Annotated in this window: 23 protein-coding genes; 5 read left to right on the forward strand and 18 right to left on the reverse strand. The window is 73.4% G+C overall.

Annotated features, from left to right (window positions below; translation table 11 throughout):
• Nucleotides 1–2: 2 nt before the first annotated feature.
• Together ACH34R_RS37065 and ACH34R_RS37070 are read left to right on the forward strand one after the other, a co-directional pair.
• Entirely contained in the window at nucleotides 3–854 is an 852-nt protein-coding gene (locus tag ACH34R_RS37065; RefSeq protein WP_397566256.1) for an OmpA family protein, read from the forward strand.
• Nucleotides 851–2,293 carry a hypothetical protein gene (locus ACH34R_RS37070; RefSeq protein ID WP_397566257.1) on the forward strand — a complete coding sequence of 481 codons (1,443 nt, stop codon included), beginning with the start codon at nucleotides 851–853 and terminating at the stop codon, nucleotides 2,291–2,293. The genes ACH34R_RS37065 and ACH34R_RS37070 overlap by 4 nt, the downstream gene beginning before the upstream one ends.
• Nucleotides 2,294–2,349: 56 nt before the next feature.
• Here ACH34R_RS37070 and ACH34R_RS37075 read toward each other — a convergent pair whose 3' ends face one another.
• On the reverse strand, nucleotides 2,350–3,897 hold the full coding sequence (locus ACH34R_RS37075; protein ID WP_397566258.1) for an endonuclease/exonuclease/phosphatase family protein: 1,548 nt from the start codon (nucleotides 3,895–3,897) through the stop codon (nucleotides 2,350–2,352).
• Between the two features lie 261 nt (nucleotides 3,898–4,158).
• Here ACH34R_RS37075 and ACH34R_RS37080 point away from each other — a divergent pair, with 261 nt between their 5' ends.
• Entirely contained in the window at nucleotides 4,159–6,948 is a 2,790-nt protein-coding gene (locus tag ACH34R_RS37080) for a PEP/pyruvate-binding domain-containing protein (RefSeq protein ID WP_397566259.1), read from the forward strand.
• 12 nt (nucleotides 6,949–6,960) lie between these two features.
• On the opposite strand, the gene ACH34R_RS37085 is transcribed toward ACH34R_RS37080, so the two are convergent.
• The 3 genes from ACH34R_RS37085 to ACH34R_RS37095 all read right to left on the reverse strand — a co-directional run bounded on the left by ACH34R_RS37085 (nucleotide 6,961) and on the right by ACH34R_RS37095 (nucleotide 8,972).
• Nucleotides 6,961–7,296, reverse strand: a complete 336-nt coding sequence (locus ACH34R_RS37085) for an ArsR/SmtB family transcription factor (RefSeq protein WP_397566260.1) — start codon at nucleotides 7,294–7,296, stop codon at nucleotides 6,961–6,963.
• 147 nt (nucleotides 7,297–7,443) lie between these two features.
• Nucleotides 7,444–7,974, reverse strand: coding sequence for a flavin reductase family protein (locus ACH34R_RS37090; RefSeq protein WP_397566261.1), 531 nt, complete (start codon nucleotides 7,972–7,974; stop codon nucleotides 7,444–7,446).
• Nucleotides 7,968–8,972, reverse strand: coding sequence for an LLM class oxidoreductase (locus ACH34R_RS37095; RefSeq protein WP_397566262.1), 1,005 nt, complete (start codon nucleotides 8,970–8,972; stop codon nucleotides 7,968–7,970). The genes ACH34R_RS37090 and ACH34R_RS37095 overlap by 7 nt, the downstream gene beginning before the upstream one ends.
• An 80-nt stretch (nucleotides 8,973–9,052) precedes the next feature.
• Between ACH34R_RS37095 and ACH34R_RS37100 the strand changes: the two genes are divergently transcribed.
• Complete coding sequence (locus tag ACH34R_RS37100; protein WP_397566263.1) at nucleotides 9,053–9,655, forward strand: TetR/AcrR family transcriptional regulator; 603 nt, start codon at nucleotides 9,053–9,055, stop codon at nucleotides 9,653–9,655.
• A gap of 7 nt (nucleotides 9,656–9,662) precedes the next feature.
• Here the strand turns inward: ACH34R_RS37100 and ACH34R_RS37105 are convergent, their stop codons facing one another.
• The 14 genes from ACH34R_RS37105 to ACH34R_RS37170 all read right to left on the reverse strand — a co-directional run bounded on the left by ACH34R_RS37105 (nucleotide 9,663) and on the right by ACH34R_RS37170 (nucleotide 22,139).
• Nucleotides 9,663–10,247, reverse strand: coding sequence for a peptide deformylase (locus tag ACH34R_RS37105; RefSeq protein WP_397566264.1), 585 nt, complete (start codon nucleotides 10,245–10,247; stop codon nucleotides 9,663–9,665).
• Nucleotides 10,248–10,277: 30 nt separating this feature from the next.
• The gene (locus ACH34R_RS37110; protein ID WP_397566265.1) at nucleotides 10,278–11,636 is read right to left on the reverse strand and encodes a M20/M25/M40 family metallo-hydrolase; all 1,359 of its coding nucleotides are present in this window, start codon (nucleotides 11,634–11,636) and stop codon (nucleotides 10,278–10,280) included.
• Nucleotides 11,623–12,360, reverse strand: a complete 738-nt coding sequence (locus ACH34R_RS37115) for a GNAT family N-acetyltransferase (protein ID WP_397566266.1) — start codon at nucleotides 12,358–12,360, stop codon at nucleotides 11,623–11,625. The genes ACH34R_RS37110 and ACH34R_RS37115 overlap by 14 nt, the downstream gene beginning before the upstream one ends.
• Nucleotides 12,361–12,456: 96 nt before the next feature.
• Entirely contained in the window at nucleotides 12,457–13,833 is a 1,377-nt protein-coding gene (locus ACH34R_RS37120) for an NtaA/DmoA family FMN-dependent monooxygenase (RefSeq protein ID WP_397566267.1), read from the reverse strand.
• Between the two features lie 10 nt (nucleotides 13,834–13,843).
• Complete coding sequence (locus ACH34R_RS37125; protein ID WP_397566268.1) at nucleotides 13,844–14,965, reverse strand: LLM class flavin-dependent oxidoreductase; 1,122 nt, start codon at nucleotides 14,963–14,965, stop codon at nucleotides 13,844–13,846.
• Between the two features lie 134 nt (nucleotides 14,966–15,099).
• Complete coding sequence (locus tag ACH34R_RS37130; protein WP_397566269.1) at nucleotides 15,100–15,408, reverse strand: hypothetical protein; 309 nt, start codon at nucleotides 15,406–15,408, stop codon at nucleotides 15,100–15,102.
• On the reverse strand, nucleotides 15,386–15,829 hold the full coding sequence (locus tag ACH34R_RS37135) for an LLM class flavin-dependent oxidoreductase (RefSeq protein WP_397566270.1): 444 nt from the start codon (nucleotides 15,827–15,829) through the stop codon (nucleotides 15,386–15,388). The genes ACH34R_RS37130 and ACH34R_RS37135 overlap by 23 nt, the downstream gene beginning before the upstream one ends.
• Nucleotides 15,830–15,868: 39 nt before the next feature.
• On the reverse strand, nucleotides 15,869–16,762 hold the full coding sequence (locus ACH34R_RS37140; protein WP_397566271.1) for an ABC transporter substrate-binding protein: 894 nt from the start codon (nucleotides 16,760–16,762) through the stop codon (nucleotides 15,869–15,871).
• The gene (locus ACH34R_RS37145) at nucleotides 16,759–17,862 is read right to left on the reverse strand and encodes an LLM class flavin-dependent oxidoreductase (RefSeq protein ID WP_397566272.1); all 1,104 of its coding nucleotides are present in this window, start codon (nucleotides 17,860–17,862) and stop codon (nucleotides 16,759–16,761) included. Before ACH34R_RS37145 ends, ACH34R_RS37140 begins: the two co-directional genes overlap by 4 nt.
• Nucleotides 17,852–18,637 (reverse strand): LLM class flavin-dependent oxidoreductase, encoded by a 786-nt coding sequence (locus ACH34R_RS37150; RefSeq protein WP_397566273.1) that lies wholly within the window; start codon nucleotides 18,635–18,637, stop codon nucleotides 17,852–17,854. Before ACH34R_RS37150 ends, ACH34R_RS37145 begins: the two co-directional genes overlap by 11 nt.
• Nucleotides 18,634–19,359 (reverse strand): ABC transporter ATP-binding protein, encoded by a 726-nt coding sequence (locus ACH34R_RS37155; RefSeq protein WP_397566274.1) that lies wholly within the window; start codon nucleotides 19,357–19,359, stop codon nucleotides 18,634–18,636. The genes ACH34R_RS37150 and ACH34R_RS37155 overlap by 4 nt, the downstream gene beginning before the upstream one ends.
• Nucleotides 19,356–20,189 (reverse strand): ABC transporter permease, encoded by an 834-nt coding sequence (locus ACH34R_RS37160; protein ID WP_397566275.1) that lies wholly within the window; start codon nucleotides 20,187–20,189, stop codon nucleotides 19,356–19,358. Before ACH34R_RS37160 ends, ACH34R_RS37155 begins: the two co-directional genes overlap by 4 nt.
• Nucleotides 20,186–21,175, reverse strand: coding sequence for an ABC transporter substrate-binding protein (locus ACH34R_RS37165; protein WP_397566276.1), 990 nt, complete (start codon nucleotides 21,173–21,175; stop codon nucleotides 20,186–20,188). Before ACH34R_RS37165 ends, ACH34R_RS37160 begins: the two co-directional genes overlap by 4 nt.
• Nucleotides 21,168–22,139, reverse strand: a complete 972-nt coding sequence (locus ACH34R_RS37170; RefSeq protein ID WP_397566277.1) for an ABC transporter substrate-binding protein — start codon at nucleotides 22,137–22,139, stop codon at nucleotides 21,168–21,170. The genes ACH34R_RS37165 and ACH34R_RS37170 overlap by 8 nt, the downstream gene beginning before the upstream one ends.
• 126 nt (nucleotides 22,140–22,265) lie before the next feature.
• On the opposite strand from ACH34R_RS37170, the gene ACH34R_RS37175 reads away from it, so the two are divergent.
• Complete coding sequence (locus ACH34R_RS37175) at nucleotides 22,266–23,051, forward strand: IclR family transcriptional regulator (protein ID WP_397566278.1); 786 nt, start codon at nucleotides 22,266–22,268, stop codon at nucleotides 23,049–23,051.
• The last annotated feature ends 6 nt before the right edge of the window (nucleotides 23,052–23,057 follow it).

Below are 23,057 nucleotides of genomic sequence, written 5' to 3' on the forward strand. Positions count from 1 at the left end.
GCATGTCCCTCACGATCGCCAGGGAACTCGCCCTCGCCCAGGCCCGCGTCCTGGCCCGGGCCGGCCGCCTCGACGAGGCCGCCGAACTGCTGGAGGACCCCGGCCAGGAGAGCGGCGTCGCCACGCTGGACCTGCTGGCCCGCATCCACGCCCAGCGCGGTGACCTCGATCTGGCCGACCGGTACTGGGCCGAGGCCGAACGCCTCGCCCCCGGCCGGGCCGGCATCGCCGCCGGGCGGCGCCGGATCGCGGCCCTGCGCCCGGCCTCCGGCCGCCGTCCGCGCGGGCGGCCACTGCGCGCGGCCGGCGCGGTGCTCGCCGCGGTCGCCGTCCTCGCCCTGCTCATCGACATCAGGTTCCAGGCCGCCGCACCTCCTCCGGTCGCCACCGTCGCCCTGCCCGCCTCCCCGCCTTCGCCCGTGCCGTCGCCGTCCGAGGTCGGCGTGCTGGACCGGATGCGCCTGCGGATCCCTGGCGTGCGGGTGCGGCGGTCGCCGGGGGAGATCTCGGTCGCCTTCCAGGAGCCCCTGTTCAGCCGGGGCACCGTGCTGACCCGGCGGGGGCGGGCCGTGCTCGACCGGCTCGCCGCGAGGCTGGCCGCGCACGCCGGGGCGATCGAGGTCGCCGTGATCGGGCACACCGACCGCCAGGTCATGCCGCCCGGCGGCGAGTACGCGAGCAACACCGAACTCGGCCTCGCGCGGGCCGTCGTGGTCCGTGAGATCCTCCGCGCGGGGGCGCGGATTCCGACGGCCGGGTTCGCGCTGTCGTCCATGGGCGGGACCATGCCGCCGTTCCGCGGCGACGCGCGCAACCGTACGGTCACCCTGCGCATCTCCGGAGCCGAAGGATGACATCGCAGCGCCTGCGACCGGACCTGTACCGGGAGAACGCCTTCCGGATCACCGGGCTCCCCGTCCGCGCCACCCCGCGCGACATCCGGCGGCACGCGGAAAGGCTGCGCCTGATGGGACGGCTGGGCAGGTCCGAGGCCGATCAGGGGGTCCTGCCGCTCCCGGTTCCCCCCGACGAGGACGCCGCGCAGCGGGCGGTCCAGCGGCTGAAGGACCCGCCGGCGCGGCTGGTGGACGAGCTGTTCTGGCTGTGGCCCACCGGAGACGGTGACCCGGCCATGGCCGCGCTGGGCGAGGGCAGGCCGCAGGAGGCCCTGCGACTGTGGGAGGCCGCCCCCGCCGAGCCCGTCGTGACGCACAACATCGCGGTGCTCGCGCACGTCCAGGCCCTCGACGCCGCCGAACTCGGCCCCGAGACCCTGCGGTCCTGGAAACGCGCCTACGAGTACTGGGCGAAGGTGATCGGCGATGACGCCTTCTGGGAGTCGATGACCGCGCGGGCCGCCGAGCTCGACGACCCCCGGCTGACCGCGGGCACGGTACGCGACCTGCGCGCGGACCTGCCGGCCGCGCTGCTGTCGATCAGCGCGCAGCTCACCGCCACGGCGGTCCGCGACGGGCGGGTGCCCGACGCGCGCGAGCACACCGGCCTGATGTACGCGTCCGGGTTCCCCGCCGGCACCGCCGACGACGCGCTGCGCGCCGCCGTGGACCCGGAGATCTCCCGGATCGGCACACTGTGCGACAACGCCGGGCAGGCCCTCGCGGCCGGTCCCGCCAACGGCGACGAGGTGGCCGAACGGCTCCTCGACGACGCCGGACCGCTGCTCGACGTGCTCTACGGCGTCCTGCCCGGCGGGCACTGGACGGCGCGCAACGCCGGGGACGACGTGGCCAGGACGGCGCTCGGCTGCGTCGTCTCCTACGCCAACCGGAAGGGCGACTTCCAAAGGGCCCTCGACCTGCTCGGCCGCGCTCTCGCGGCGGCGGGCACCGACCTCGTGCGGGAGCGGATCGAGGAGAACCTGGAGATCATCCGCGGCAACCTGAGCCACGGCCGCTGCTTCCTCTGCGGGCGGGAGGCCGACCCGGATCGCCCGCTGGAGCAGGCGATGCACGGCGAGGTCAGGCGGATGAAGTGGAGCCGTCATGTCTCCTGGAAGACCCTCACGGTCAGTGTCCCTTGCTGCGCCCGGTGCCGGGAGCGCGACCAGCGTGGTGTCCTCGCGAGGGGCCTGATCGCGCCGCTGATCCTCGCGACGGCCTTCTTGCACGGGCTCAGCCCCGTTCTCGGCGCTATGCTCCTCGGGCTCACCGGGGTCGCGGTGCTCCTGACGCTGGGCGCTCTCCTCAGGCGGCGAAGGCTGAGGACGTTCGAGCCGATCAAGGAACTGCGCAAGGGCGGCTGGAACTTCGGCGACCGGCCGAAAGGGCTGTGAACGCGGTCAGGGCCGGTCGCCGCATCCCCTGCGGCGGCCGGCCCCTCTCGCGCGGGTCAGAACCAGGCGGTCTTGAAGGTCGTCAGGACGGCGGCGTGGTCGGAGGTCCACTCGTTGCCCCGGTGGTCGGGTACGGCCTTCGGCGCGCCCTCCACCAGCGTCTCGGACCCGGTCACGCGCAGCGGGCCCTTGTAGTAGACGAAGTCGATCCGGTCCTGTGGCTCCGGCTCGCCCTTGTGCGAGTCATGGCCGTAGCCGCCGGTGAACACCGGGTAGATCGGCGACCAGGTGATGCCCGGGTCGGTCACAGGGTCGCGGTTGGCGACCCGGTAGGAGTCGCGCAGCCCGGCCTGCTCCGGCAGCACCGAGGCCGGCCACGGGACGCTCTGGTAACCGCAGCGGCGGGTGGCCGGGGTCCAGTCCAGGTGGGAGGCGGCGTTGAAGTCGCCGGTCAGCAGCACCGGCGTGCGCCACGCGGCGGCCAGGTCGGGGCGCATTTCCTGGAGAACGGCCTTGATCTGCGGCGTGCGGCCGGAGCGCTCCTCGTTGGCCAGCAACTGCTCCTGGGTCATCTTGCCGAAGCACGCGTCGTAGGGGCCGTAGGGGTTGTAGCCGAGGTGGACGTTCCAGATCACGACCTCCTGGCGGGGTTCCAGCCGCACCCGCACCCTGGTCGCCACCGACAGCGGGCCGCCGTCCACCGGGGGCTTGCGGTCGACGATCGGATACCTGCTGATCACGCCCAGGTCGGTGCCCGCCTGGTGATGGTCCCAGCCCAGCGACTCGGCCAGCTCACGGGTGGAGGCCGCCGAGGTCTCCTGGAGGCCCACGACGTCCACGTCGGACCTGAGCAGGAACCGGAGCTGCTTCTCCCGGCCGTTGTCCACCTGGCCGCCGCCGTGCCAGAGGTTGAAGCTCATCGTCTTCAGCTCCGGCACCAGCTTGTGACCGGGCGGCCGGACGTCGATGCCGACGGTCGCCGTGCCGGTCTCGCCGCGCGCGTTGCGCGCCTCGACGCGCAGCGGCCGGGGGCGCAGCGAGTCGCCGAGCCGCGGGGTGCCGGTGATCCGGCCGTCGGCCGCCACCTGGGCCCACCGGGGGCCGTCGATCTTGCGGAAGGCGAGCCCCTCGGTGTCGCCGCGGACCAGCCCGCCCACGGTCGCCTGGTACGGCGCGAGCACGCGGGCGTTGCGCAGGTCGAAGGTGTCGGTCACGAAGTGCAGCGGCGCGCTACTGGTGATCCGCACCTTCACCGGCGGGGCGAACCACTGGTAGCCGTCCTCGGCCAGGGCGAAGACGATGTAGTTCCCCGGGTCGAGGCCGTCGGTGGGCAGGGTGGCCTTCCCGCTCGCCTCGGTGACGTAGACCCAGCGGACCGACGGGCCGACGTACTTCTGGTCCACCGGGCCGTTGCCGGGGTCGGTGTACAGGCCGAGCCAGTTGGTCGCGTGCGGGCGGGGCGTGCTGTAGGCCGCCTCGATCGGGTCGCCGCCGCGCACGGCCGGCGCGGCGAGTGTGAGCGTGCCCTCAAGCTCGGCCGAAGCCGGGGTCACGGTGGTGAGCAGGACGAGTATCGCCAGTGCCAGCGGCGTGAGCCAGCGCATCCGCGCCTCCTTGATCATCACCCAGCAGGGTGACGGGGCCCGGTGACGGGCGCGTGTACGCCCCGCTGCGAACTCCTGGCGGCCATCGGAACCTCCGCCCCGCCCCGGCGGCCTGGAACACCCCCGGCGTGATCCCGTAGACGCGCAGGAACCACCGGGTCAGGTGGCTCTGGTCGGCGAACCGGCCCGCACGGCGGCCTCGGAGATCGGGGTGCCCGCGGCCCGGAGCCGGAGCCGGCGCTGGTAGTCGCTGGGGGCCATGTGCTCGCCGAGCCGTTCATCGCGATGCGCTCGGGCTACCTCATGCACCGCTTCATCCACCGCCTGACCAAGGGCCGCCAACCGGCCTTCGCCTACTCGGTGGACGGGGCCGAGACGGGCAAGGTGATGGTCGCGGAAGGGCTCGGCGTCACGCTGCTGCCCGACTACAGCGTCATCGACGACCCGGTCGAACGCGGCGGGGTCATCACCCACCGGCCCCTGGCCGCCGAAGCCGATGACGTGCTGCTCACCGCCCAGCACGCCCGCACCCGCCATCTGAAACCGGGTGAAGTCCGGCTAAGTCCGGCCAAGTCCGGGTACCGATCCAGGATGCGGTCCTTGGAGGTGGCGATGCGACCGATCCCCCTGCCGGAGATCGACTCCTCGATGATCGAGCTGGTGGGCGGTAAGGCCGCCGGGCTCGGCGAGATGATCAGAGCGGGTGAGCGGGTCCCCGCGGGCTTCTGCCTGACCGCCGGGTCCGGGCCGCTGCCGGAGGAGGAACTGCTGCGCGCCTACCGGGGGCTGGGCGGCGGGCCGGTCGCGGTACGCTCCAGCGCCACCGCCGAGGACCTGCCCGAGGCGAGCTTCGCCGGCCAGCAGGACACCTACCTCGACGTGGAGGGCCCCGGCCCGCTGCTCGACGCGGTCCGCCGCTGCCTGGACTCCCTGAACACCGAACGCGCCGTCGCCTACCGCGCCAGGGCGGGCATCGGCGAGGCCGCCATGGCCGTCGTGGTCCAGCGCATGATCGACCCGGTGGCCGCCGGCGTCATGTTCACCGCCGACCCGATCACCGGCTGCCGCACCCGGATGGTCGTCGATGCCGTCCCCGGCCTGGGCACCGGCGTCGTGGACGGCACCGCCGTACCCGACCACTACGTCATCGGCCACCGGACACCGCCTCCGGCGGCCCCCGGCGGATGCCTGTCCGGCGGGCGGCTCGCGGAACTGCGCGACGCCGGGCTGCGGCTGCAACGGCACTTCGGCTCGCCGCAGGACGTCGAGTGGGCCTTCGACGCGGACGGCACGCTCTGGCTCCTCCAGTCCCGGCCGATCACCACCCTGTTCCCGGCCCCGCCCGAAACCGGCGACACACGGCTCTACCTGGAACTGGGGCACCTGCAGGGGATGCTCAGGCCGATCACGCCGATGGGGCTGTCCATGATCAAGCTGGGTGCCGGCATGTGGTTCACGGGCGCGGGCGCACGGGTCGATCCACGCGACCCGATGCCCCGGCTGATCACCATCGGCGGCCGGCTGTACTTCGACCTGACCGACTTCGTCCGCAACGCCTACCTGCGCAGGCGGCTGCGAGCCTCGCTGGAGGTGTACGGCCCGCGGGTGCAGGGGGCCGTCGAGCGCATGATGGGCGACCCGCGGTTCGCCCCGCGCCGCGGCCTGCCGTTCCGGCTCGGCAACGCCGCGAGGATGGCCCTGCGGGTGGCGCCGGGCGCGGTCGCCGGCCTCGCCGCGAGCCTGGCCCGGCCGGACGCCGCGCGGGCCCGGGCCCATCGCGCGCTCGCCGAGATCGAGCGCCGGGCCACCCCGCCGCCCGAACCGCTCACCTCCGCCGAACGGCTGCGCTGGGTCGTCGAGGAATCCCAGAGGGCGGTCATGAGCGTGGACATGCAGGGGCTGGTCTGGCCGCTGGCGACCGGCATGCTCCTCGGCGCGGCGCCGTCCGCGCTGCTCGGCGGCGTGGCCACCGGTGAGGAACTGCACGCCGTGCTCGGCGGCATGCCCTACAACGTGACCACCGAGATGGACCTCGCGCTGTGGCGGGTCGCCTCCGCGGCGCGGGAACACCGCGACCTGTTCGCCACCACGCCACCGGAAGAACTCGCCGCGAGGTACCGCGCCGGGGATCTTCCGGACATCGGGCTGGCGGGATTCCTCGCCCGTTACGGCATGCGCGCCGCCGCGGAGATCGACGTCGGCGTCCCCCGGTGGGAGGACGACCCGGCCCCGCTGTTCGCCACGATCGCCAACTACCTCCGGCTGGAGGACCCCGAACTGGCCCCTGACCGGCGGTTCGCGCGGGCCGCGGCGGGCGCGGAGAAGATGATCGGCACGCTGGCGCGGCGGGCGCGCCGGGCCAGGCCGGTACGCGGGCGCCTCGCGACCTTCTGCATGCGCCGCGCGCGCAAGCTCACCGGGCTGCGGGAGCTCGCGAAGTTCGCCTGGCTGCCGGCGCTGCGGGCGGCGCGCCACCAGCTTCTGGCGATCGGTGCCGATCTGGCCGCCCGCGGCCTGCTGGAGCGCGGCGGCGACATCATGTTCCTCGACCTGGCCGAGGTCCGCGCCGCCGTGCATCGCGGGGCCGATCAGCGGGATCTGGCGGCGGCCCGCCGGGCCGAGTACGAGCGCGAACTGCGGCGGGTCATCGTGCCGGGGGCGCTGCTGTCGGACGGCACCGACGTGGAGGCGCTCGCGCCGCGAGAACCCGCCGAGGAGGGGGTGCTGCGCGGGATGGCGGGCGCGGCGGGCCGCGCGACCGGGCGGGCACGGGTGATCCACGACCCGGCCGGCGCGCACATCGAACCGGGCGAGATCCTGGTCGCCCCGACGACCGACCCCGGCTGGACCCCGTTGTTCATGACCACGGCGGGGCTGGTGACCGAGACCGGGTCACCGGTGGCGCACGGGCCGACCGTCGCCCGGGAGTACGGCATCCCGGCCGTCATCTGCGTCCGCGACGCCACCCGCGAGATAGAGACGGGACGGCTCATCACGATCGACGGCAGCGCGGGCACGGTCCGCCTGGAGCCCGGCGACCCGCTCCCATGAACAGCGGCTTGGTCAGCCTGGCCCGGCGTCCCAGTCGCGGGCGAGGTCGGTCAGGAAGCGCCGGGTCGCGCGCATGGGAGCCGAGCTGAGCCGGTAGCGCACGCGGCGCCGCTCGCCCTGCTCCGGGCGTACCAGGCCGGTCACGGTCAGCAGGGTCAGGTGCTTGGCGATCGCCTGCCGGGTGATCGGCAGGCGGAGGGCCAGCTCCGTGGCGGTGGCCGGTCCGCCCGCGGCCAGCTCGGCCAGGATGGCCCGGCGGCTCGGGTCGGCCAGAGCCACGAACACCTGCTCGGCGACCTGCTCGGCGTCCGGCTCGATGGCCGGCCCGGTGTGATCGGGAAGTCCCATGACGGCCTCCGGCGAGTGGCGACCGCGTGATCGCCAGCCTATGGCAACCACTTGGTTGCGTCATTGACTCTATAGCTGGTAGTACTACAGCTTGTAGAGTCTAGCGGACCCCGATGCCGCCCGCCGGAGAACTGTGGTGAACGCGGCTCAGCGGCCTTCCGTCTCGTAGCCGCCGCAGGCGAAGACCAGTGGCGCGGCCCCGGTGCGTGCCGGAGTGACGCTGAGCACGTCGCCGATGAACAGGGTGTGGTCGGCGACCGGGATGCGCCGCCCGATGCGGCAGTCGATGGCGAGCAGGCCGTCCGGCAGCACCGGGTTCCCGGTGATCGGGGACGGCTCCCACGGCACCCCGTCGAACTGGCTCATGCCCATCGGCCGTTTCGTGGCGAAGCGCTCGGCCAGGTGCCGCTGGTCGCTGGCCAGGATGTTGACCGTGTAGCAGGCGGCACTGTGCAGGATCCCGTGCGTACGGCTCTGCGTGCCGAGCGACACCAATAAGGTGGGCGGCCGGGTGGAGACCGACAGCACCGTGTTCAGGGTCATCGCGTGCGGCAGGCCGTCGTGGCGCGTGGTGAGCACCGCGACCCCGGTGGCCAGGTGCCGCATCGCCTGCCGGTGCTCGTCCGCGGTCACCGGGCGGTGCAGCGTGCCGGGCCCCTGCGGGTGCGGCGTCACCACAGCGGAGCCTTGGGCGCGGGGCCGGCCAGAGCCGGGAAGTGCGGGAGCACCTGCTCGGCCAGCTGCGCGACGGCCTCGGCGGCGGGCCGGGCGCCGTGCTGCACGCCGAGCGCCATGTGGTTGATCCCGGCGTCCTGCCAGTGGCCCAGCGCCTCGATCAGCGCCTTGGTGCCGATGCGCAGGACGAAACCGCCGCGCAGCGGCCGGGGTGGGTGGTTCTCATCCTCGACCAGTTCGATCCACTCGTTGGTGGCCACGGGCTTCCACTCCCCGCCGGGGATGAGGTCCCGCCAGGCCGCCGCGCGGCGGCCGAGCGCGATGGCGCCCGCGGCCGAGGTGGTGTCTCCCGGGTACGTCAGCCAGCCGTCGGCGTTGCTCGCGATCCACTCCGGCTTTTGCCGCGAGGATCCGGTGACCAGCAGCGGGATGCGCCTGCTGACCGGCTTGGGCAGCAGGTCCACGCCCTGCATCCGCCCGAGGGGGGAGTTGATCGCCGGTGAGCTCGACTCCAGGAGGGTGCGGAACATCTCCACGGCCTCGCGGTAGCGGTCGCCGCGCGTGTCGAAGTCCACGCCGTAGGCGGGGAACTCGACCGGCCGGTCTCCGCTCGCCGCGCCGAGGATCAGCCGCCCGCCGGACAGATGGTCGATGGAGGCGGCCTGCTTGGCCAGGTCGAGAGGGTGGCGCAGGGTGAAGATCGCACTACCGGCGGCCAGCGCGGCCTGGCTGGTGTGAGCGGCCAGCCAGGTGAGGTAGGTCCAGGGGTCGTAGACCTGGCCGACATCGCCGAAGGCGGGATCGGCCAGCGGAATGTCACGCACCCAGATGGCCGAAAAGCCGGACCGGTCGGCGAGTTTCACCGACTCTGCCTGCCCGGCCATCGCCTCCATGTCGCCCGCGTACTGCCACAGCGGAAGGAAGAGCCCGACGGTCAGGCGCCCGGGGGCGAACATCCGGCGGTACCCGGGGTGATCGTCGAACAGGGTGGCGTCAGACATGCCGTTTCTCCTAGTTAGAGCGTTCGTTTTAGTGACTATAGCAGCAGTAGAACGAGCGCTCTATCCACTAGGATGGGGCCATGAAAGCATCGCCGATGGTCTCTGCCCACCCCGACGCCCAGGCCGACACGCGGACTCGGATCGTCCGCGCCGCTGCCGCCCTCATGCAGCGGCAGGGCTATGAGGCGACCGGCATCAAGCGCATCGCCGCCGACGCCGGCGCCACGCTGGGCTCGGTGTACCACTTCTTTCCCGGAGGCAAGCAGGAGCTGGCCGTCGAGGCGCTGCGCTACGGCTCCCAGGAGTTCACCGACCTGTTGCGTACCGGCCTCGACAGCAGCGACGATCCGGCCGAGGCGGTGGCCGAGTGCGCCCGGCTGATGGCTCAGACCCTGCGCGACTCCGACTGGGCCGACGGATGCCCGGTCGCGGCGACCGCACTGGAGTTCATCGGGCGCTCGCCCGCGATCCAGCTCGCGTCGGAGGAGGCGCTGGGGCAGTGGCGCGAGCTGGTGGCGGTCAGGCTCGTCGCCGCCGGCATCCCGGGCGATGACGCCCGGGACCTGGCCTGCACGGTGCTCAGCACGCTGGAAGGGGCCGAGCTGCTGTGCCGCGTCTCGGCCAGCGAGCAGCCCCTGCACATCGCCGCCCGCCACCTCGCCCGGCTGATCAGGGCCTACTGAGCGGCGGTCAGCGGGCCGGCGCGGCCCAGAAGCGCTCGTGGTTGCCGATGGTCGACAGCGAGCGCGGTTCGGCCCGATCGAGGTAGAGGGTGCCGTGCAGGTGGTCGGTCTCGTGCTGGGCGATGCGGGCTGGCCAGCCGGACAGCTCCGCCTCGTACGGGCGTCCGGCGCCGTCGAGGGCCGCGAGCCGGACCTTCGCGTGCCGCGGCACCACGGCCGTCAGCCCCTCCACGCTCAGGCATCCCTCGTGGAACGCGTGGTAGCGCGACCCCAGCGGGGTGACCACGGGGTTGATGAGTTCGAGCCGCGGCTGGGGCCGGCGTTCCCGCTCGGCGGCGATCTCCGGCGGCACCTCGGCCGGGTCCTCGATGACGGCCAGGGCCAGCGGGATGCCGATCTGCGGGGCGGCGAGCCCGACCCCGACGTCCGGCAGGTGCCGGAACATCGCGTCGAGCAGGTCGCGTAGCAGCGCGTCGCCGAGCTGGCCGTCGTACGGCTCGGCCGTACGGCGCAGCACGGGATCGCCGATCTGGGTGATGGACCAGGGCCGGGGTGCCGACAGCAGGGCCTGCACCTGCTCGATCAGCTTCATGGGAGAGGGTCCTTCCGGTCGTCGGTCGTTTCAGCAGCCGGTGAGCAGACGGTAGAGCACGCGGGTGCCGAACCGCAGCGCCTCGACCGGAACGCGTTCGTCCACCCCGTGGAACAGGGCGGTGAAGTCCAGGTCGGGGGGCAGCTTCAACGGCGCGAAGCCGAAGTTGCGGATGCCGAGCCGCCGGAAGGACTTGGCGTCGGTGGCGGCCGGAAGCATGTACGGCAGCAGCCGCGCCCCCGGGTCCTCCGCGCTGATCGCCGCGGTCATCGCGTCCACCAGCGCGCCGTCGAAGGTGGTCTCGACCGGCGGGAGGGTGTCCCAGTCCAGCTCGACGTCGGGCCCGAGAACCCTGGCCAGCTCGGCCTCGAAGGCGGCGGACCGGCCGGGGAGCATCCGCCCGTCCACCGTGGCGTGGGCGACCGACGGGACGACGTTGGCGGCGTGCCCGGCCTGGAACATCGTGACGTTGGCGGTGTCGCGCAGGGTGGCGCCGATGAGCCGCGACAGGTTGCCCAGCCGGGCGACCGCCGCCTCAGGGTCGTCCTCGTCGAACGGCACGCCGGTCAGCTCGCCCACGCCGTGCAGGAACTCGCGTACCGGATCGGTGAGCACCAGCGGGAAGCGGTGTGCCTCCAGCCGGGCGACCGCGGCGGCGAGCCCGGCCACCGGGTTGTCGGTGTGCAGCATCGACCCGTGCCCGGCGGTGCCGGTCACCTTGAGCCGCAGCCACATGGCCCCCTTCTGGGCGGTCTCCACCAGGTAGGCCCGTACGCCGTCGCCGAAGGTGACCGAGAAGCCGCCGACCTCGCTGATCGCCTCGGACGCGTCCGCGAACAGGTCGGGACGGTGGTCGACCAGCCAGCGCGCGCCGTGGAAGCCGCCGGCCTCCTCGTCGGCGACGAACGCGAAGATCAGGTCGCGGGGCGGCACCACGCCGTCGCGCCGCAGGGCGCGCGCGACGGCGAGGGTCATCGCGACCATGTCCTTCATGTCGACCGCGCCGCGGCCCCACACGTACCCGTCGCGGACCTCGCCGGAGAACGGATGCACCGACCACTCCGCTGGGTCGGCCGGTACGACGTCGAGGTGGCCGTGGACGAGCAGGGCCCCGCGGGAGGGGTCGGCGCCGGGCAGCCTGGCGATCACGTTGCCCCGGCCGGGCGCGCCGGACTCCAGGTAGGTGACCTCGTAGCCGGCCTCGGTGAGCCGGCCCGCGACGTACTCCGCGGCGGCGCGCTCGGTGCCGGCGGCCGTGGGGTCGCCGGGGTTGGTGGTGTCGATGGCGATCAGTTCGCTGCACAGCGTCACGACCTCCGCGACCGCCGCCTCGACCCCGGCGGGCCCCGCCCCGGCCGGTGCCCCGGCCCGTGACTCAGCCGGCGCCATCGCCGGGCACCCGAGCGGCCTGGAACATCGTGGTGCGGCGCAGCCGGAAGCCGAGCCGTTCGTAGAGGCGGATGGCGTTGGTGTTGCTCGCCGCGGCGTGCAGGAACGGTGTCTCGCCGCGGGCGCGGACGCCCGCGGCGACCGCGAGCACCAGCCGCGCCGCGAGGCCCTGCCCGCGATGTCCGGGGTGGGTGCAGACGGCGCTGATCTCGGTCCAGCCGGGCGGGTGCAGGCGCTCGCCCGCCATCGCGACCAACCGGCCGGCGCGGCGGATTCCGAGATAGCCGCCGAGTTCGATGGTGCGCGGCAGGAACGGGCCCGGCTCGGTGAGCGCGACCAGGGCGAGCATCTCCGGCACGTCGGCCGGGGTGAGCCGGATCGCCTCCTCGTCGGGGAGCGCGGCCACGTCCTCGCCGGTCATCTGCACGCCGGTGCCCCGCATGACCAGTTCCCACCCGGCGGGCGGCGGGGCCTCCACGGCCGAGTAGGAGAACAGGCCGCCGGGCCCGACCAGGGCCGCGATGTCGGCCCAGTCGCGGGCGGCCGGCGTCTCGGGCAGGCCGAGGAAGGGCGACACGTCGGTGGGATAGCGCAGGATGTCGCCGCGCCGCTCGGCGAGGTGCGCGTGCGGGCCGGTCAGCGCGGCGCGGACCGGGTTGTCGAGCGGGTGCGGGCGGGGGCCCGCCGCCGCGTCCTCCTGGACGCCGGTCGTGGACGTGCTCATGCGGCCAGGTGCTCTCTGGCCGCGTTCGCCGCGCGGTGGGTCGAAGTCGCCATGGTCATATGTCGGCCTTTCTGCGGGGTGATACGACCCTATTTGTCATGACGGCGCCGGCAGGTCGAGGTGCTCGCGCAGGGTCGTCCCGGTGTACTCGGTGCGGTAGACGCCGCGCTCCTGGAGTTCGGGCACCAGCTTGTCCACGATGTCGGCCACCGACGACGGGAGCAGGTGCGGGCTGATGTTGAAGCCGTCCACCGCCCGGGTGCGCACGTAGTGCGCCCACTCGTCGGCGACCTGCGACGGCGTGCCCACGAAGGTGTGCTGGCGGGGCGCGACCTTGCGGACGAGTTGCAGGATCGACAGGTTCTCCCGTTCGGCCTGCTCCCGCCAGCGTGCGATCAGCGCGAGCTTGCCGGTGCGCAACTCGATCGGGATCGTGCCGCGCGAGGGGTCCAGCTCGCCCTGGTCCGGTTCGATGCCGGGCAGCGGCCCGTGCGGGTCGTAGGCGGAAAGGTCGGTGTTCCAGTACTGCTCCAGGTAGGCGATCGCCCGCGGCGGCGAGAACTGCTCGTCGTCCACCCACCGCGCGCGTTCCGCGGCTTCCTCGGGCGTGTCGCCGAGGATCACCGCGGCGCCGGGCAGGATGCGCACCGCGTCCGGCGGGCGGCCGTGGCGGGCCAGCCGGGCGCGCAGGTCGGCGGCGTAGGCGACGGCCTTGCCGTACTCGGTGTTGGCCGAGAACACCGCGTCGGCGTGACGTGCGGCCAGTTCCCGCCCGCCGTCGGAGTCGCCCGCCTGGAACAGCACCGGCCGCCCCTGCGGCCCGGCCGGCACGGTGGCCCGGGCGCGCAGCCGTACCAGGCCCGTGTCGCGGTCCACCTTGCGGATCGCCCCCGGCCGCGCCCAGGACTCCGCCGCGCCCGACCCGGCGATCGCGTCCGGCTCCCAGGAGGCCCACAGTTCCTTGGCCGCCTCCACGAACTGCGCGGCCCGCTCGTAGCGCCGCTCGTGCGGGAGCCAGCCCGCCTGGCGGAAGTTCCCGCCGGTCCAGGCGTTGTCGGTGGTCACCACGTTCCAGCCGGCCCGCCCGCCGGACAGCAGGTCCAGGCCGGCCAGGCGGCGGGCCAGGTCGGCGGGGAAGTTGTAGGTCGTGTTCTGGGTGGCGACCAGCCCGATCCGCTCGGTGACCGCGGCGAGCGCGGCGAGCTGGGTGATCGCGTCGGGACGCCCGGCGATGTCCAGTTCGTACACCCGCCCCCGGTTCTCCCGCACGCGCAGCCCCTCGCCCAGGAAGAAGGCGTCGAACAGCCCGCGTTCCAGCAGGCGCGCCACGTGGACGAAGGTCTCGATGGCGACGTGCGGCGCGGCCCCCGGGTCGGTCCAGATGAGCTGGGAACCGACGCCGGGATAGAACACGCCGAGGTGTAGCCGGGCGCGCGCGTCGTACGGCGCGCCGGTCGGGGTGGAGGAGGTCATCACGGTCCCCTCAGGCGGTCGTGCTCGCCGCGACGGCGAAGCGGTTTTCCGGGCGGGGCAGGCCCAGCGTCGTGCGCAGGGTCGCGCCGGGCTCGGGGGCGGTGTGCAGCCCCTCCGCCGCGAGCGCGGGCAGCACCTCCCGGATGAGCACCGGCAGATCGACGGTGAGCACGGCCGGGTGCAGGCGCACGCCGTCCACGGCGGGCGCGAGCGAGCGCAGCAGCGCCACCAGCCCGCGGGCCGGTCCGATGTAGCGCGACCGGCGCGAGTCCGGCCACGCCGTGGCCGCGTCCAGGGCGGCGAGCCGCCGCTCTCCGGGCTCGGCGGCGTCCAGGACGACCTCGACCTCGGCGAAGGCGAGCGGCGCGCCCGCGCTCCTGGCACGCTCGGCCCGCCTGGCGATGGCGTCGGCGTCGGGCTCGTTGATGAGCACCACGTCGGCGAGGGCGTCGATTTCGAGGTCGGCGGGCGCGAGCACGACGACCTGTCCCTGCGGCGGGCGGGGCGTGATGAGCGGCCCGGACACGGTGAAGGTCGCGCCCGTGTAGTTCACGTGGTGGACGCGGCCGGAGTCCAGGTACCGGCCGGTGGCCACGTCCCTGATCACCGCGTCGTCCTGCCAGGAGTCCCACAGCAGGCGGGCCGCCTCGACGACGTCGGCCGCCTCGCGCCGGGCCGCCTGCGGCGCGGGCGGCTGCGCGCCGATCGTGGCGAGGTCGCCGGCCCCGTTCGCCGCTCCGGTCACCCATGCCGCGCGGCCCCGGCTGGCGTGGTCCAGGCCGGCGAGCTGGGTGGCGAGGTGGAACGGCTCGGTCGTGGTCGCGTGCAGGGTGGGCGCGAGCCCGATCCGGTCGGTCAGCAGCGCGGCGTAGGCGGCCCGGACCCCGGCCTCCAGGCGTCCGGCGGCGTCGGTGGTGCTGCTCGGCGGGAGCGGCCCGTCGGCGAAGGTGGCGAGCGCGAAGCCCGCCGCCTCCGCGTCCGCCACGGCACGCCGCAGCGCGGCGGCGGTCAGCGCCTCGGCCGGCGGACGGCCGCTGTGCCGCCAGGCGGCCGGATGGGCGCCGTCCCCGTCCAGCTCGACGGCGAGTAACAGGCGGCGGTCGGTCGGATGATCGGTCGGGCGGTCGGTCATCGGCGGCGCTTCCCTTCGCTTCGTACGGCCTCTCCCGCGGCTTCTGGCACAAGGCCAAATTAGCCGCAATATTGGTAGGAATGCCATGAAATAGGGATCTGTTCCCGTAACGGGTGATCGATCCTTGGCGGGGTTCAGCGGGCGGCGGGCCGCCGGCCGAGTTCGGGGCCGAGCCTGGTGGCGATGTCGGTCAGGATCTGCACGTAGTCCTGGTGACCGAAGGTGAACGGCAGCGCGAACGCGACCTCGTCGACCTCCCGGAACGCGGCGTGCGCGTACCACGTCCGCCCGGCCAGCCCCGGCGAGTGCGGCTCGACCCGCTCGGAGTAGACCTCGATGCCCTCGGTGCCGTGGAAGCCGGAGGCCGGCTCGCCGCGCAGCAGGTCCAGCAGCCGGCGCACCCGCTCGCGGCCGAAGTCCTCAACGTCGGCCGAAGTCCTCAACGTCGGCCGTGTCCGTATAGAGCGCGTCCTTGACCTGGTCGAAGTGGGCCGGCGGGCCCACGCTCACCCCCGGATTGAGCCGCCCACCGGAAAGGACGTCCACCGTGGCGAGGTCTTCGGCCAGCCGCAGCGGATTCTCCCAGCCGAGCGGGATGACCGCGGTCCCCAGCGCGATGCGGGTGGTGCGCTGGGAGGCCGCGGCCGGCACCGCGACGGGGGAGGAGATGCCGTACTGCAGGTGCCGGTGGCGTACCCACGCGCTGTCGAAGCCCAGCCGCTCGCCCAGCTCGATGATCTGTAGCGTCGACTCATGTCCCGGGCGCGGGTCGCCCCCCTCGAACAGCCCGATCGTCAGGAATCCCAGCTTGCGCAGTGGTCGCGTGGGCAGCGGCGCGGTCGTTCCTTCCTTCGCGTGATCCACTCCCTACCAACCAGGAAAGCCGGGAAATAATTGCCCGGTTCAGCCTGCTTTGCGGACCAGTTCGCCGATCTCGGGCAGTACGGCGTCCGCGACCGAGACCTGCCGCTCGATCAGCCCGTTGGCGTGGAACAGGTCGGCGGCGTGCTGCTGCTCGGCGACGAACTCCTCGCTGATCGGATGCAGGCCCCACGGGCGGGTGCGCAGCGCGTGCTCCCAGGCGTCGAGGTCGCCGTCGAACAGTCCGGCCGCCTCGCGCGGGCGCTCTTCGGTCCAGCGGTCGGCCGCCTTGAGCGCGGTGACGATCCGGGCCAGTTCCCCGGGCCGCTCCTGCGCGAAGTCGCGGCGGGTGAACCAGAGCGAGCGGTGACTGAACAGGCCGTCGGTCTCGACGAGCGTCCTGGTGCGCGACTCGACCGGCGTCAGGTAGGGGTAGGAACCGACCCAGGCGTCCACCTCGCCGTTCACCAGCAGTTCGGCGGCGTTGCCGTAGGCGTCCACCGGGACGATGTCGGCCCAGCCGAGCCCGGACCGTTCCAGTGCCAGCAGCAACAGCGTGGTCTGCCACGAACCGTGCCCGAGCGCGACCCGCTTGCCCGCGAGGCCGGCCACCGAGTCGATCGGCGAGTCCTCGCGCACCACCAGGCGGCCGTTCTCCACCCGTGGCCCCGAGATCGCCACGTACACGATGTCGTGGCCCTTGGCCTGGGCGGTGACCGGGGGAGTGGAGCCGGTGCCGATGAAGTCGTAGCCGCCGTCGAACAGGTGGTCGCCGTGCGCGGACGGAAGCGCCTTTCGCGGATCGACCGGTTCGCCGCGGCCCAGCGTGTTCAGGTCCACCCACTCCACGCCGGGCAGCACGTCACGGTGGCGGGCCACCCACAGCGTGTTGTTCTGCGGGAAGTAGCCGACTCTGGTGGTCGTGAGGGTGGTCATGAGGTGCGTCCTTTCAGCAGTGGCAGTACGTGGCGGCCCACGCGGCGGGCCTCTTCGAGATGGGGCACCCCGGCCAGGATGAAGGCGTCCACGCCGAGGTCGAGGAGCTGGTCAAGGCGTTCGGCCACCTGGTGGTAGTCGCCGACCAGCCCGAAGGCCGGGCCGTCGCGCAGCTCGGCGAACCCGCCCCACACGTTCGGCGCGACCTCCAGGGCGCGGTGGTCGTCACCGGCGTCGGCCAGGAAGGAACGGCTGCGCCGCACGCCGACCGAATCGCCCTGGTCGCCGCCTGCCGCCCCGGCCGTCCGGGCCCGCCAGCCGTGCGCGATCTCCTCCCACGCCTCCTCCTCGGTCTCCCGGGCGAGCACGTCCACGCGCACCGCGAACCGGGGCGGGGTCTCGCTTGCGGCGCGCACGGCGTCGAACTTCTCCGCCAGCGCCTCGAACGGCTCCAGCCACGACAGGTAGTAGCCGGCGTGCCGGCCGGCCGCGGCGATGGCGGCGGGGGAGGAGCCGGAGAAGAAGATCTCCGGGAACGGCTGTCCGGCCAGTTCCTTCGGCAGCCCGGCGTCCTGCACCCGGTAGAACCTGCCGTGATGGGTGAACCCGCCCGCCCACACCCCCTTGAGCACATCGAGGAACTCCGAGGTGCGCGCGTAGCGGTCGTCGTGATCGACCTTGTCGCCCCACCAGAGCTGTGCGGGCCCGCCGCCGCCGGAGATGACGTTGTAGACGATCCGGCCGCCGGTCGCCCGCTGCAACGTGGCCGTCATCCTGGCCGCCTGCACCGGATGCAGGAACCCCGGCTGGAAGGCCACCATGAAGCGGTAGGAGGTGGTCTCGCGGGCCAGCGTGGCCGCCGCCGCCCACGGGTCGTCGGTGATCGGGAAGTTCGGCAGCAGCCCGCCGGTGAAGCCGGACTCCTCCGTCGCCCGCGCGACCTCGGCCATGTAGTCGGCGTGCGTGTAGCCGTCGTCACGGCCGTCCCTGGTGCCGGGGGCGGTGCCGCCGGAGACCAGGCCGCCGCGGCTGTGAACCCTGCGGCGCAGCGAGGACTGGTCGCCCTCCATGTGGATGCGCCAGTAGATGTCAACCGGCAAGAGCCCGCTCCTTCACGTGTTCGCCGAGGTGGTAGACGTCCTCGGTCTGGAGGAAGAACTCGGTGACGCCCCGCCCGGCGTACTCCTCCACCCGGTCCAGGGACGACAGCAGGACGCCGTAGCGCAGGCCGGGCAGCTCGGGGACGATGGCGTCCAGGTCGTCGCCCTCGGCGAAGACGTGTACGTCGGCGTGCTCCCGTGACAGTGCGACGGCCTCCTGCGAGGTGCCGGACAACTGCACCTCGGGGAAGGGCGGCGCGGACAGCGGCGGGCCGAAGCCGCCCTTGGCGACCTCGTAGAAGGCGCCGCGGAAGTCGAAGGGGCCGCGCCAGACGCCCTTGGCGACGGTCAGGAACTCCGCGGCGCGGGCGTACCGGTCGGCGCCGGTCAGGAAGTCGCCCTGGGCGCGGGCCACGGCCGGGTCCAGGTCCACCGCGAGCCGCCAGCCGAGCCGCCCGGCGGCGAAGCGCTGTAGCGAGGCCGAGAGCTTGGCGGCGTAGACGGGGGTGGCCACGGCGGCGTGGAACTCGGCCGTCACCCGCAGGTGACGGGTGCGGCGCAGGGCGCCGGCCGCGACGGTCAGCGACTCCTGCCCGCCGGGGTCGAAGGGGGCCAGCGCGCCCGCCAGCCCGGCCAGGTCGGCGGCCACGGCGGCGCGCCCGGCCGGGTCGGCGCGGGCCGGCCGCACGTCGGTGACGAACGGCGGCAGCTCGGCCGGCGCGGGGGTCCTGGTGGGGAGAACGATGGAGAAATGCCGTGTCTCGCGGTCTGTCACCGCGCCACCTCCTCGCGCGGCGTCCCCGCGTGGGTGTCCACTCCGAGGTCGGCGAGGAGACGCCGGCGCAGTTCGACGAATTCGGGGTCCGTGCGGTCGCGCGGACGGTCCAGTCCGACTTGCAGGTCCGTGACGAACCTGCCGTCGCGGAGCACCGCGATCCGGTCGGCGAGCAGGATGGCCTCCTCGACGTCGTGCGTGACCAGCACCACGGCGGGGCGGTGCCGGGCGCACAGCTCGGCGATGAGGTCCTGCATGTGCAGGCGGGTGAGCGCGTCCAGCGCGGCGAACGGCTCGTCCAGCAGGAGCAGTTCCGGCTCGCGTACCAGCGCGCGGGCGAGCGCGACGCGCTGGGCCTCGCCGCCGGACAGCGTCGCCGGCCAGGCGTCGGCGTGCGTGCGGAGGCCCACCTCCGCGAGGGCGGCCAGGCCTTTGGCGCGCATGGCGCGGCCCTGGCCGATGATCACGTTGGCCAGCGCCCGCTTGGAGGGGATGAGCCGCGGTTCCTGGAAGACGACCGTGCGCACCGGCGGCACCAGCACCGTTCCGGCGGTGGCGGAGTCCAGGCCGGCCAGCACGCGCAGCAGGGTCGTCTTGCCGGTGCCGCTCGCGCCGAGCAGCGCCAGGAACTCGCCGCGCCGTACGTCGAGGTCCACCCCGTCGAGCACCGCGCGGTCACCGAAGACCTTGCGCAGCCCGCGGGTCCGCACCGCGAGGCTCATCGGATCGTCACCGCCCTGCGCCAGGGCATCGTCACCCGTTCGGCCAGCCGCAGCGTGAGGTCGGCGGTCAGGCCGATCACCGCGTACAGCAGCACGCACAGCGCCAGGATGTCGGTGCGCAGGTAGTCGGTGGCGCGGGCCATCAGGTACCCCAGACCGGCCGTCACGTTGATCTCCTCGGCCGCGATCAGCGCGATCACGCTGAGCGTGGTGGACAGGCGCAGCCCGGCGAAGACCGAGGGCAGCGCGCCCGGCAGCACGACCTCACGGGCGATCGCCACCCGGCCGAGGCCGAACGAGCGGGCCGCCTCGACGACCTTGCGATCCACGTTGCGCACGCCGCTGGCGACGTTGATGTACATCGGGAAGGTGCAGGCCACCCCGATCAGCAGGATCTTGGAAGCCTCCTCGATCCCGAACCAGACGATGAACAGCGAGGTCAGCGCCAGGAAGGGGATGGCGCGCAGCGCCTGCATGGAGGAGTCCACCAGCTCCTCGCCGAGCCGGGTGAAGCCGGAGACCACGCCGAGCAGCAGGCCGGTGGAGGCCCCGAGCACCAGGCCGAGACCGGCCCGGGTGACCGACACGCGCAGCGCCTCGGGCAATTGGCCGTCTGCCCACAGCTCGCCGAAGGTCTTGATGACGTCCTGGGGACCGGCGAGCACGTCCTCGGTGAGCACGCCCGAGGCCGTGGCCGCGTACCAGGCCGCCAGCAGCAGCACCGGGCCGATGGCCCGCAGCCCGAACGTCACCGCGGGGTGGCGGCCGGCCGCGCGCGGCAGGACCGGCGTGACCAGCCCCTCGGCTTCGAGCACCGCGGTGCCGCTCATCGTTCCCCGCCCCCGATGCCGGTCACGACGTGCTTGGAGACGTCCAGCGGCGCGGTGAGCACCTTCTGCTCGACGAAGAACTCCGCCACTTCCTGATATCTCGCGATCTCGGCGGAGGTGACCGCCTGGGCCGGCCTGCCCTTCCTGCGGATGCCGACCACGAGGTCCTTCTGCGCGCCCTGCACCGCCTGCGGGCCGGTCTGGGTGAACACGTTCTGGTAGGCCGCCGGATCGGCGATCTCCTTGGCGCTGCCCTCACGGATGAACTCGAACAGGGCCTTGACCACCTCGGGGTGCTCGTCGAGCAGCTTGTTGGCGGCCACGTGGATCACGTAGTTGTCGGACTTGATCGCCGCGCCGTCCGCCAGGATCCGGGCGTTCAGGTCGGTGACGGCGGGGATGAGGAACGTGGAGAACGTCGACCACGAATCCACCTCGCCCGAGCCGAAGACCGGCGCGGTCTGCGGCGGCGGCAGGTAGACCCGCTTGACCTTCTCCACCGGCACGTTGAACGTCCGCAGCGCCTTGAGCAGCAGGTACTCGCTGGTGCCGCCGTGCCCGACGGCCACGCTGCGCCCGGCCAGGTCCGCGACCGACCTGATCGGCGAGTCCTTCTTGACCACGATCCCCTCACCGGCGAGGTCGGGCGGCACGGTGGCGAAGATCTTGAAGCTGGGCTTGACGGCCAGCGCGGTGACACCGGCCGTGATCGAGCCGGTGGCGATGTCGAGCGAACCGGCGTTGATGGCCTGGGCGGCCGGGGCGAAGACGGAGAAGTCGCCGGCCCACTTGACCTTGGCGTTGACCTTGGCCAGCGCGGCGTCCAGCGTGCCGTCCCGCTTGGCGACGGCCAGGAAACCGCTGTTGCCCGGGTCCGACATCCTGACGATCACCTGCCCGTCGCGGTCCGTGGCATCGGCGCCGCCACAGGCCGCGGCCAGCAGGGCGAGGAGGGCGAGCGGCCCGATGAGAAGCGGCCTACGCATGCGGGACTCCTTGCAGCGGTGTGTGATCGGCCCAGGCGGCGACGTCCACGGGCGATTCGAGAAAGCCCTGGCCGCGCAGGAAGTGCTCCTGCCGGGCCAGCAGGTCGAGTCGTTCGGGGGACAGGTCTAGGTGGAGGGAGGCCCCGGGGACGTAGGCGGCGGCCACACCCGCCGTACCCGCGCCCGTCTCGGCGCGCAGGATCCTGGCCACCTCCTCCGAGTGCCCGGCGGCCCAGTCGGCCGCGCGCAGCAGGACGCCCAGGAAGCGGGCGACCACCTCGGGCCGCTCGTCCAGCAGCCGCTGGTGCACGGTGATCGGCCGCGGCGTGCCGTTGTTGACCCGGGCCCGCCGGTCCGGCAGGGCGTCGAGGTCGATGCCGACCTCGGCGCCGTGGCGCGGCGCGGCCTCGGCGGCGAGCGCGCCCTTGACGTAGACCGCGTCCACCTCGCCGGCGGCCAGGGCGGCCAGCTCGGCCTCCCACTGGCCGCCGCCCGGCTCGGCCTCGACGTCCACCAGGCGGGCGTCGCCGAGGCCCAGCCCGGCCTGCGCCAGCGCGCCGTGGAAGCCGGAAAGGGCCATGGCCCGCCAGAAGTCGATCGCGATGCGATGCCGGGGAACGGCCAGGCGCAGCCCCTTGAGCTGCTCGGGACGCGCGACCCCGGCGCCCGCCCGGACCAGGACGGCCTGCCGTTCCTCGATCCAGGTGAGCCCGATGAGCCGGGTGGCCTCGCCGCGCGAGCGCGCCCAGAGCGCCGGTACGTTGCCGCCTTCGCGGAACAGGCCGGTGAGGGCGTGGGTGTAGTGCGTCTCGCGGGGGACGCCGGGAAAGTCGTCCTGCAGGGACCGCACCTCGATCCCGTCGGTGGCGAACTCACCGGCCAGCCAGCCCTGGTCCGCCGCGATGCCCGTCGCGGTGGGTACCGGACAGCGGGTGAACCAGATGGTGTCGAGTGCTGTGGTCATGTAGGAGAGTTTGCTGGTAATTTGGTAGGAAATACAAAGTATTTCCCGCGATGCGGGAAGGAATCTCGGCCGGACCGGCTCCCACCTGGTCTCGGATCTCCCTACTCAGAAGCCGGAGTTTCCCGCATGGCAGCACAAGACGGTGTCAAGTCGGTGCGCAGGGTGATCGCCATCCTGGACTGCTTCGGCGGCGGGGACGCCACGCTCAGCCTGTCGGAGCTGTCGCGCAGGCTGGAGCTGCCGACCTCCACCGCCCACCGCCTGGCCAGGACGCTGAGCGGCGCGGGCTTCCTGGAGCAGGAGGCGGCGACCGGCCGCTACCGGCTCGGGCCGTCGATCACCGAACTGGGGCAGCTCTCCTTCCACCGGCGCGGCCTGCACCGGATCGCCCCCGAACTGGCCGAGCTGGCGCGGGTCACCTCCGCCACGGTGGACCTGGCCGTCCGCAACGGCAGGCACGCGGTCATCCTGAGCGGCGGCTCGCTCAACCCCGACAGCGGCGCCGGCCTGCGCCGCCCGCTGCACTCCACGGCGCTGGGCAAGGTGCTGCTGGCCTGGGACCCGGAGGGACGGGCGGATCTTTCCGCGCTCGGGCCGCTGCGGGCGATGACCGGCCGCACGATCGTGGACCACGGCGAGCTGCGCGCCGAGCTGGACCGGGTCCGCGAGGCGGGGTACGCGCTCAACGACGGGGAGTCGGGCGATGGCATCCGCACGGTCGCGGTCCCGGTGCTCGACCGGCTCGATCACGTACGGTACGCGCTGGCCGTACGCTCCACGCCGCTGGTCATCAGCGACGCGCGGATCGGGTGGTTCATCGCGCACGCGCGGGCCTGCGCGGGGGCCCTGGAAGTGCTCCTGCTGCCGCCCACCGAACGCAGGGCCGAACGCAGGCCGCGCGCCCAGGACTGAACCCTT

Source organism: Spongiactinospora sp. 9N601, assembly GCF_044326295.1.
In the GTDB taxonomy this organism is placed as follows: Bacteria; Actinomycetota; Actinomycetes; order Streptosporangiales; family Streptosporangiaceae; genus Spongiactinospora; species Spongiactinospora gelatinilytica.

What these genes read in the sequence shown, in the direction of transcription:
- ACH34R_RS37065 (WP_397566256.1), top strand. Translation starts at nt 3, where the DNA reads ATGTCCCTCACGATCGCCAGGGAACTCGCCCTCGCCCAGGCCCGCGTC.
- ACH34R_RS37070 (WP_397566257.1), top strand. Translation starts at nt 851, where the DNA reads ATGACATCGCAGCGCCTGCGACCGGACCTGTACCGGGAGAACGCCTTC.
- ACH34R_RS37075 (WP_397566258.1), bottom strand. Translation starts at nt 3,897, where the DNA reads ATGCGCTGGCTCACGCCGCTGGCACTGGCGATACTCGTCCTGCTCACC.
- ACH34R_RS37085 (WP_397566260.1), bottom strand. Translation starts at nt 7,296, where the DNA reads ATGGGACTTCCCGATCACACCGGGCCGGCCATCGAGCCGGACGCCGAG.
- ACH34R_RS37095 (WP_397566262.1), bottom strand. Translation starts at nt 8,972, where the DNA reads ATGTCTGACGCCACCCTGTTCGACGATCACCCCGGGTACCGCCGGATG.
- ACH34R_RS37100 (WP_397566263.1), top strand. Translation starts at nt 9,053, where the DNA reads ATGAAAGCATCGCCGATGGTCTCTGCCCACCCCGACGCCCAGGCCGAC.
- ACH34R_RS37105 (WP_397566264.1), bottom strand. Translation starts at nt 10,247, where the DNA reads ATGAAGCTGATCGAGCAGGTGCAGGCCCTGCTGTCGGCACCCCGGCCC.
- ACH34R_RS37110 (WP_397566265.1), bottom strand. Translation starts at nt 11,636, where the DNA reads ATGGCGCCGGCTGAGTCACGGGCCGGGGCACCGGCCGGGGCGGGGCCC.
- ACH34R_RS37115 (WP_397566266.1), bottom strand. Translation starts at nt 12,360, where the DNA reads ATGAGCACGTCCACGACCGGCGTCCAGGAGGACGCGGCGGCGGGCCCC.
- ACH34R_RS37120 (WP_397566267.1), bottom strand. Translation starts at nt 13,833, where the DNA reads ATGACCTCCTCCACCCCGACCGGCGCGCCGTACGACGCGCGCGCCCGG.
- ACH34R_RS37125 (WP_397566268.1), bottom strand. Translation starts at nt 14,965, where the DNA reads ATGACCGACCGCCCGACCGATCATCCGACCGACCGCCGCCTGTTACTC.
- ACH34R_RS37140 (WP_397566271.1), bottom strand. Translation starts at nt 16,762, where the DNA reads ATGACCACCCTCACGACCACCAGAGTCGGCTACTTCCCGCAGAACAAC.
- ACH34R_RS37155 (WP_397566274.1), bottom strand. Translation starts at nt 19,359, where the DNA reads ATGAGCCTCGCGGTGCGGACCCGCGGGCTGCGCAAGGTCTTCGGTGAC.
- ACH34R_RS37160 (WP_397566275.1), bottom strand. Translation starts at nt 20,189, where the DNA reads ATGAGCGGCACCGCGGTGCTCGAAGCCGAGGGGCTGGTCACGCCGGTC.
- ACH34R_RS37165 (WP_397566276.1), bottom strand. Translation starts at nt 21,175, where the DNA reads ATGCGTAGGCCGCTTCTCATCGGGCCGCTCGCCCTCCTCGCCCTGCTG.
- ACH34R_RS37170 (WP_397566277.1), bottom strand. Translation starts at nt 22,139, where the DNA reads ATGACCACAGCACTCGACACCATCTGGTTCACCCGCTGTCCGGTACCC.
- ACH34R_RS37175 (WP_397566278.1), top strand. Translation starts at nt 22,266, where the DNA reads ATGGCAGCACAAGACGGTGTCAAGTCGGTGCGCAGGGTGATCGCCATC.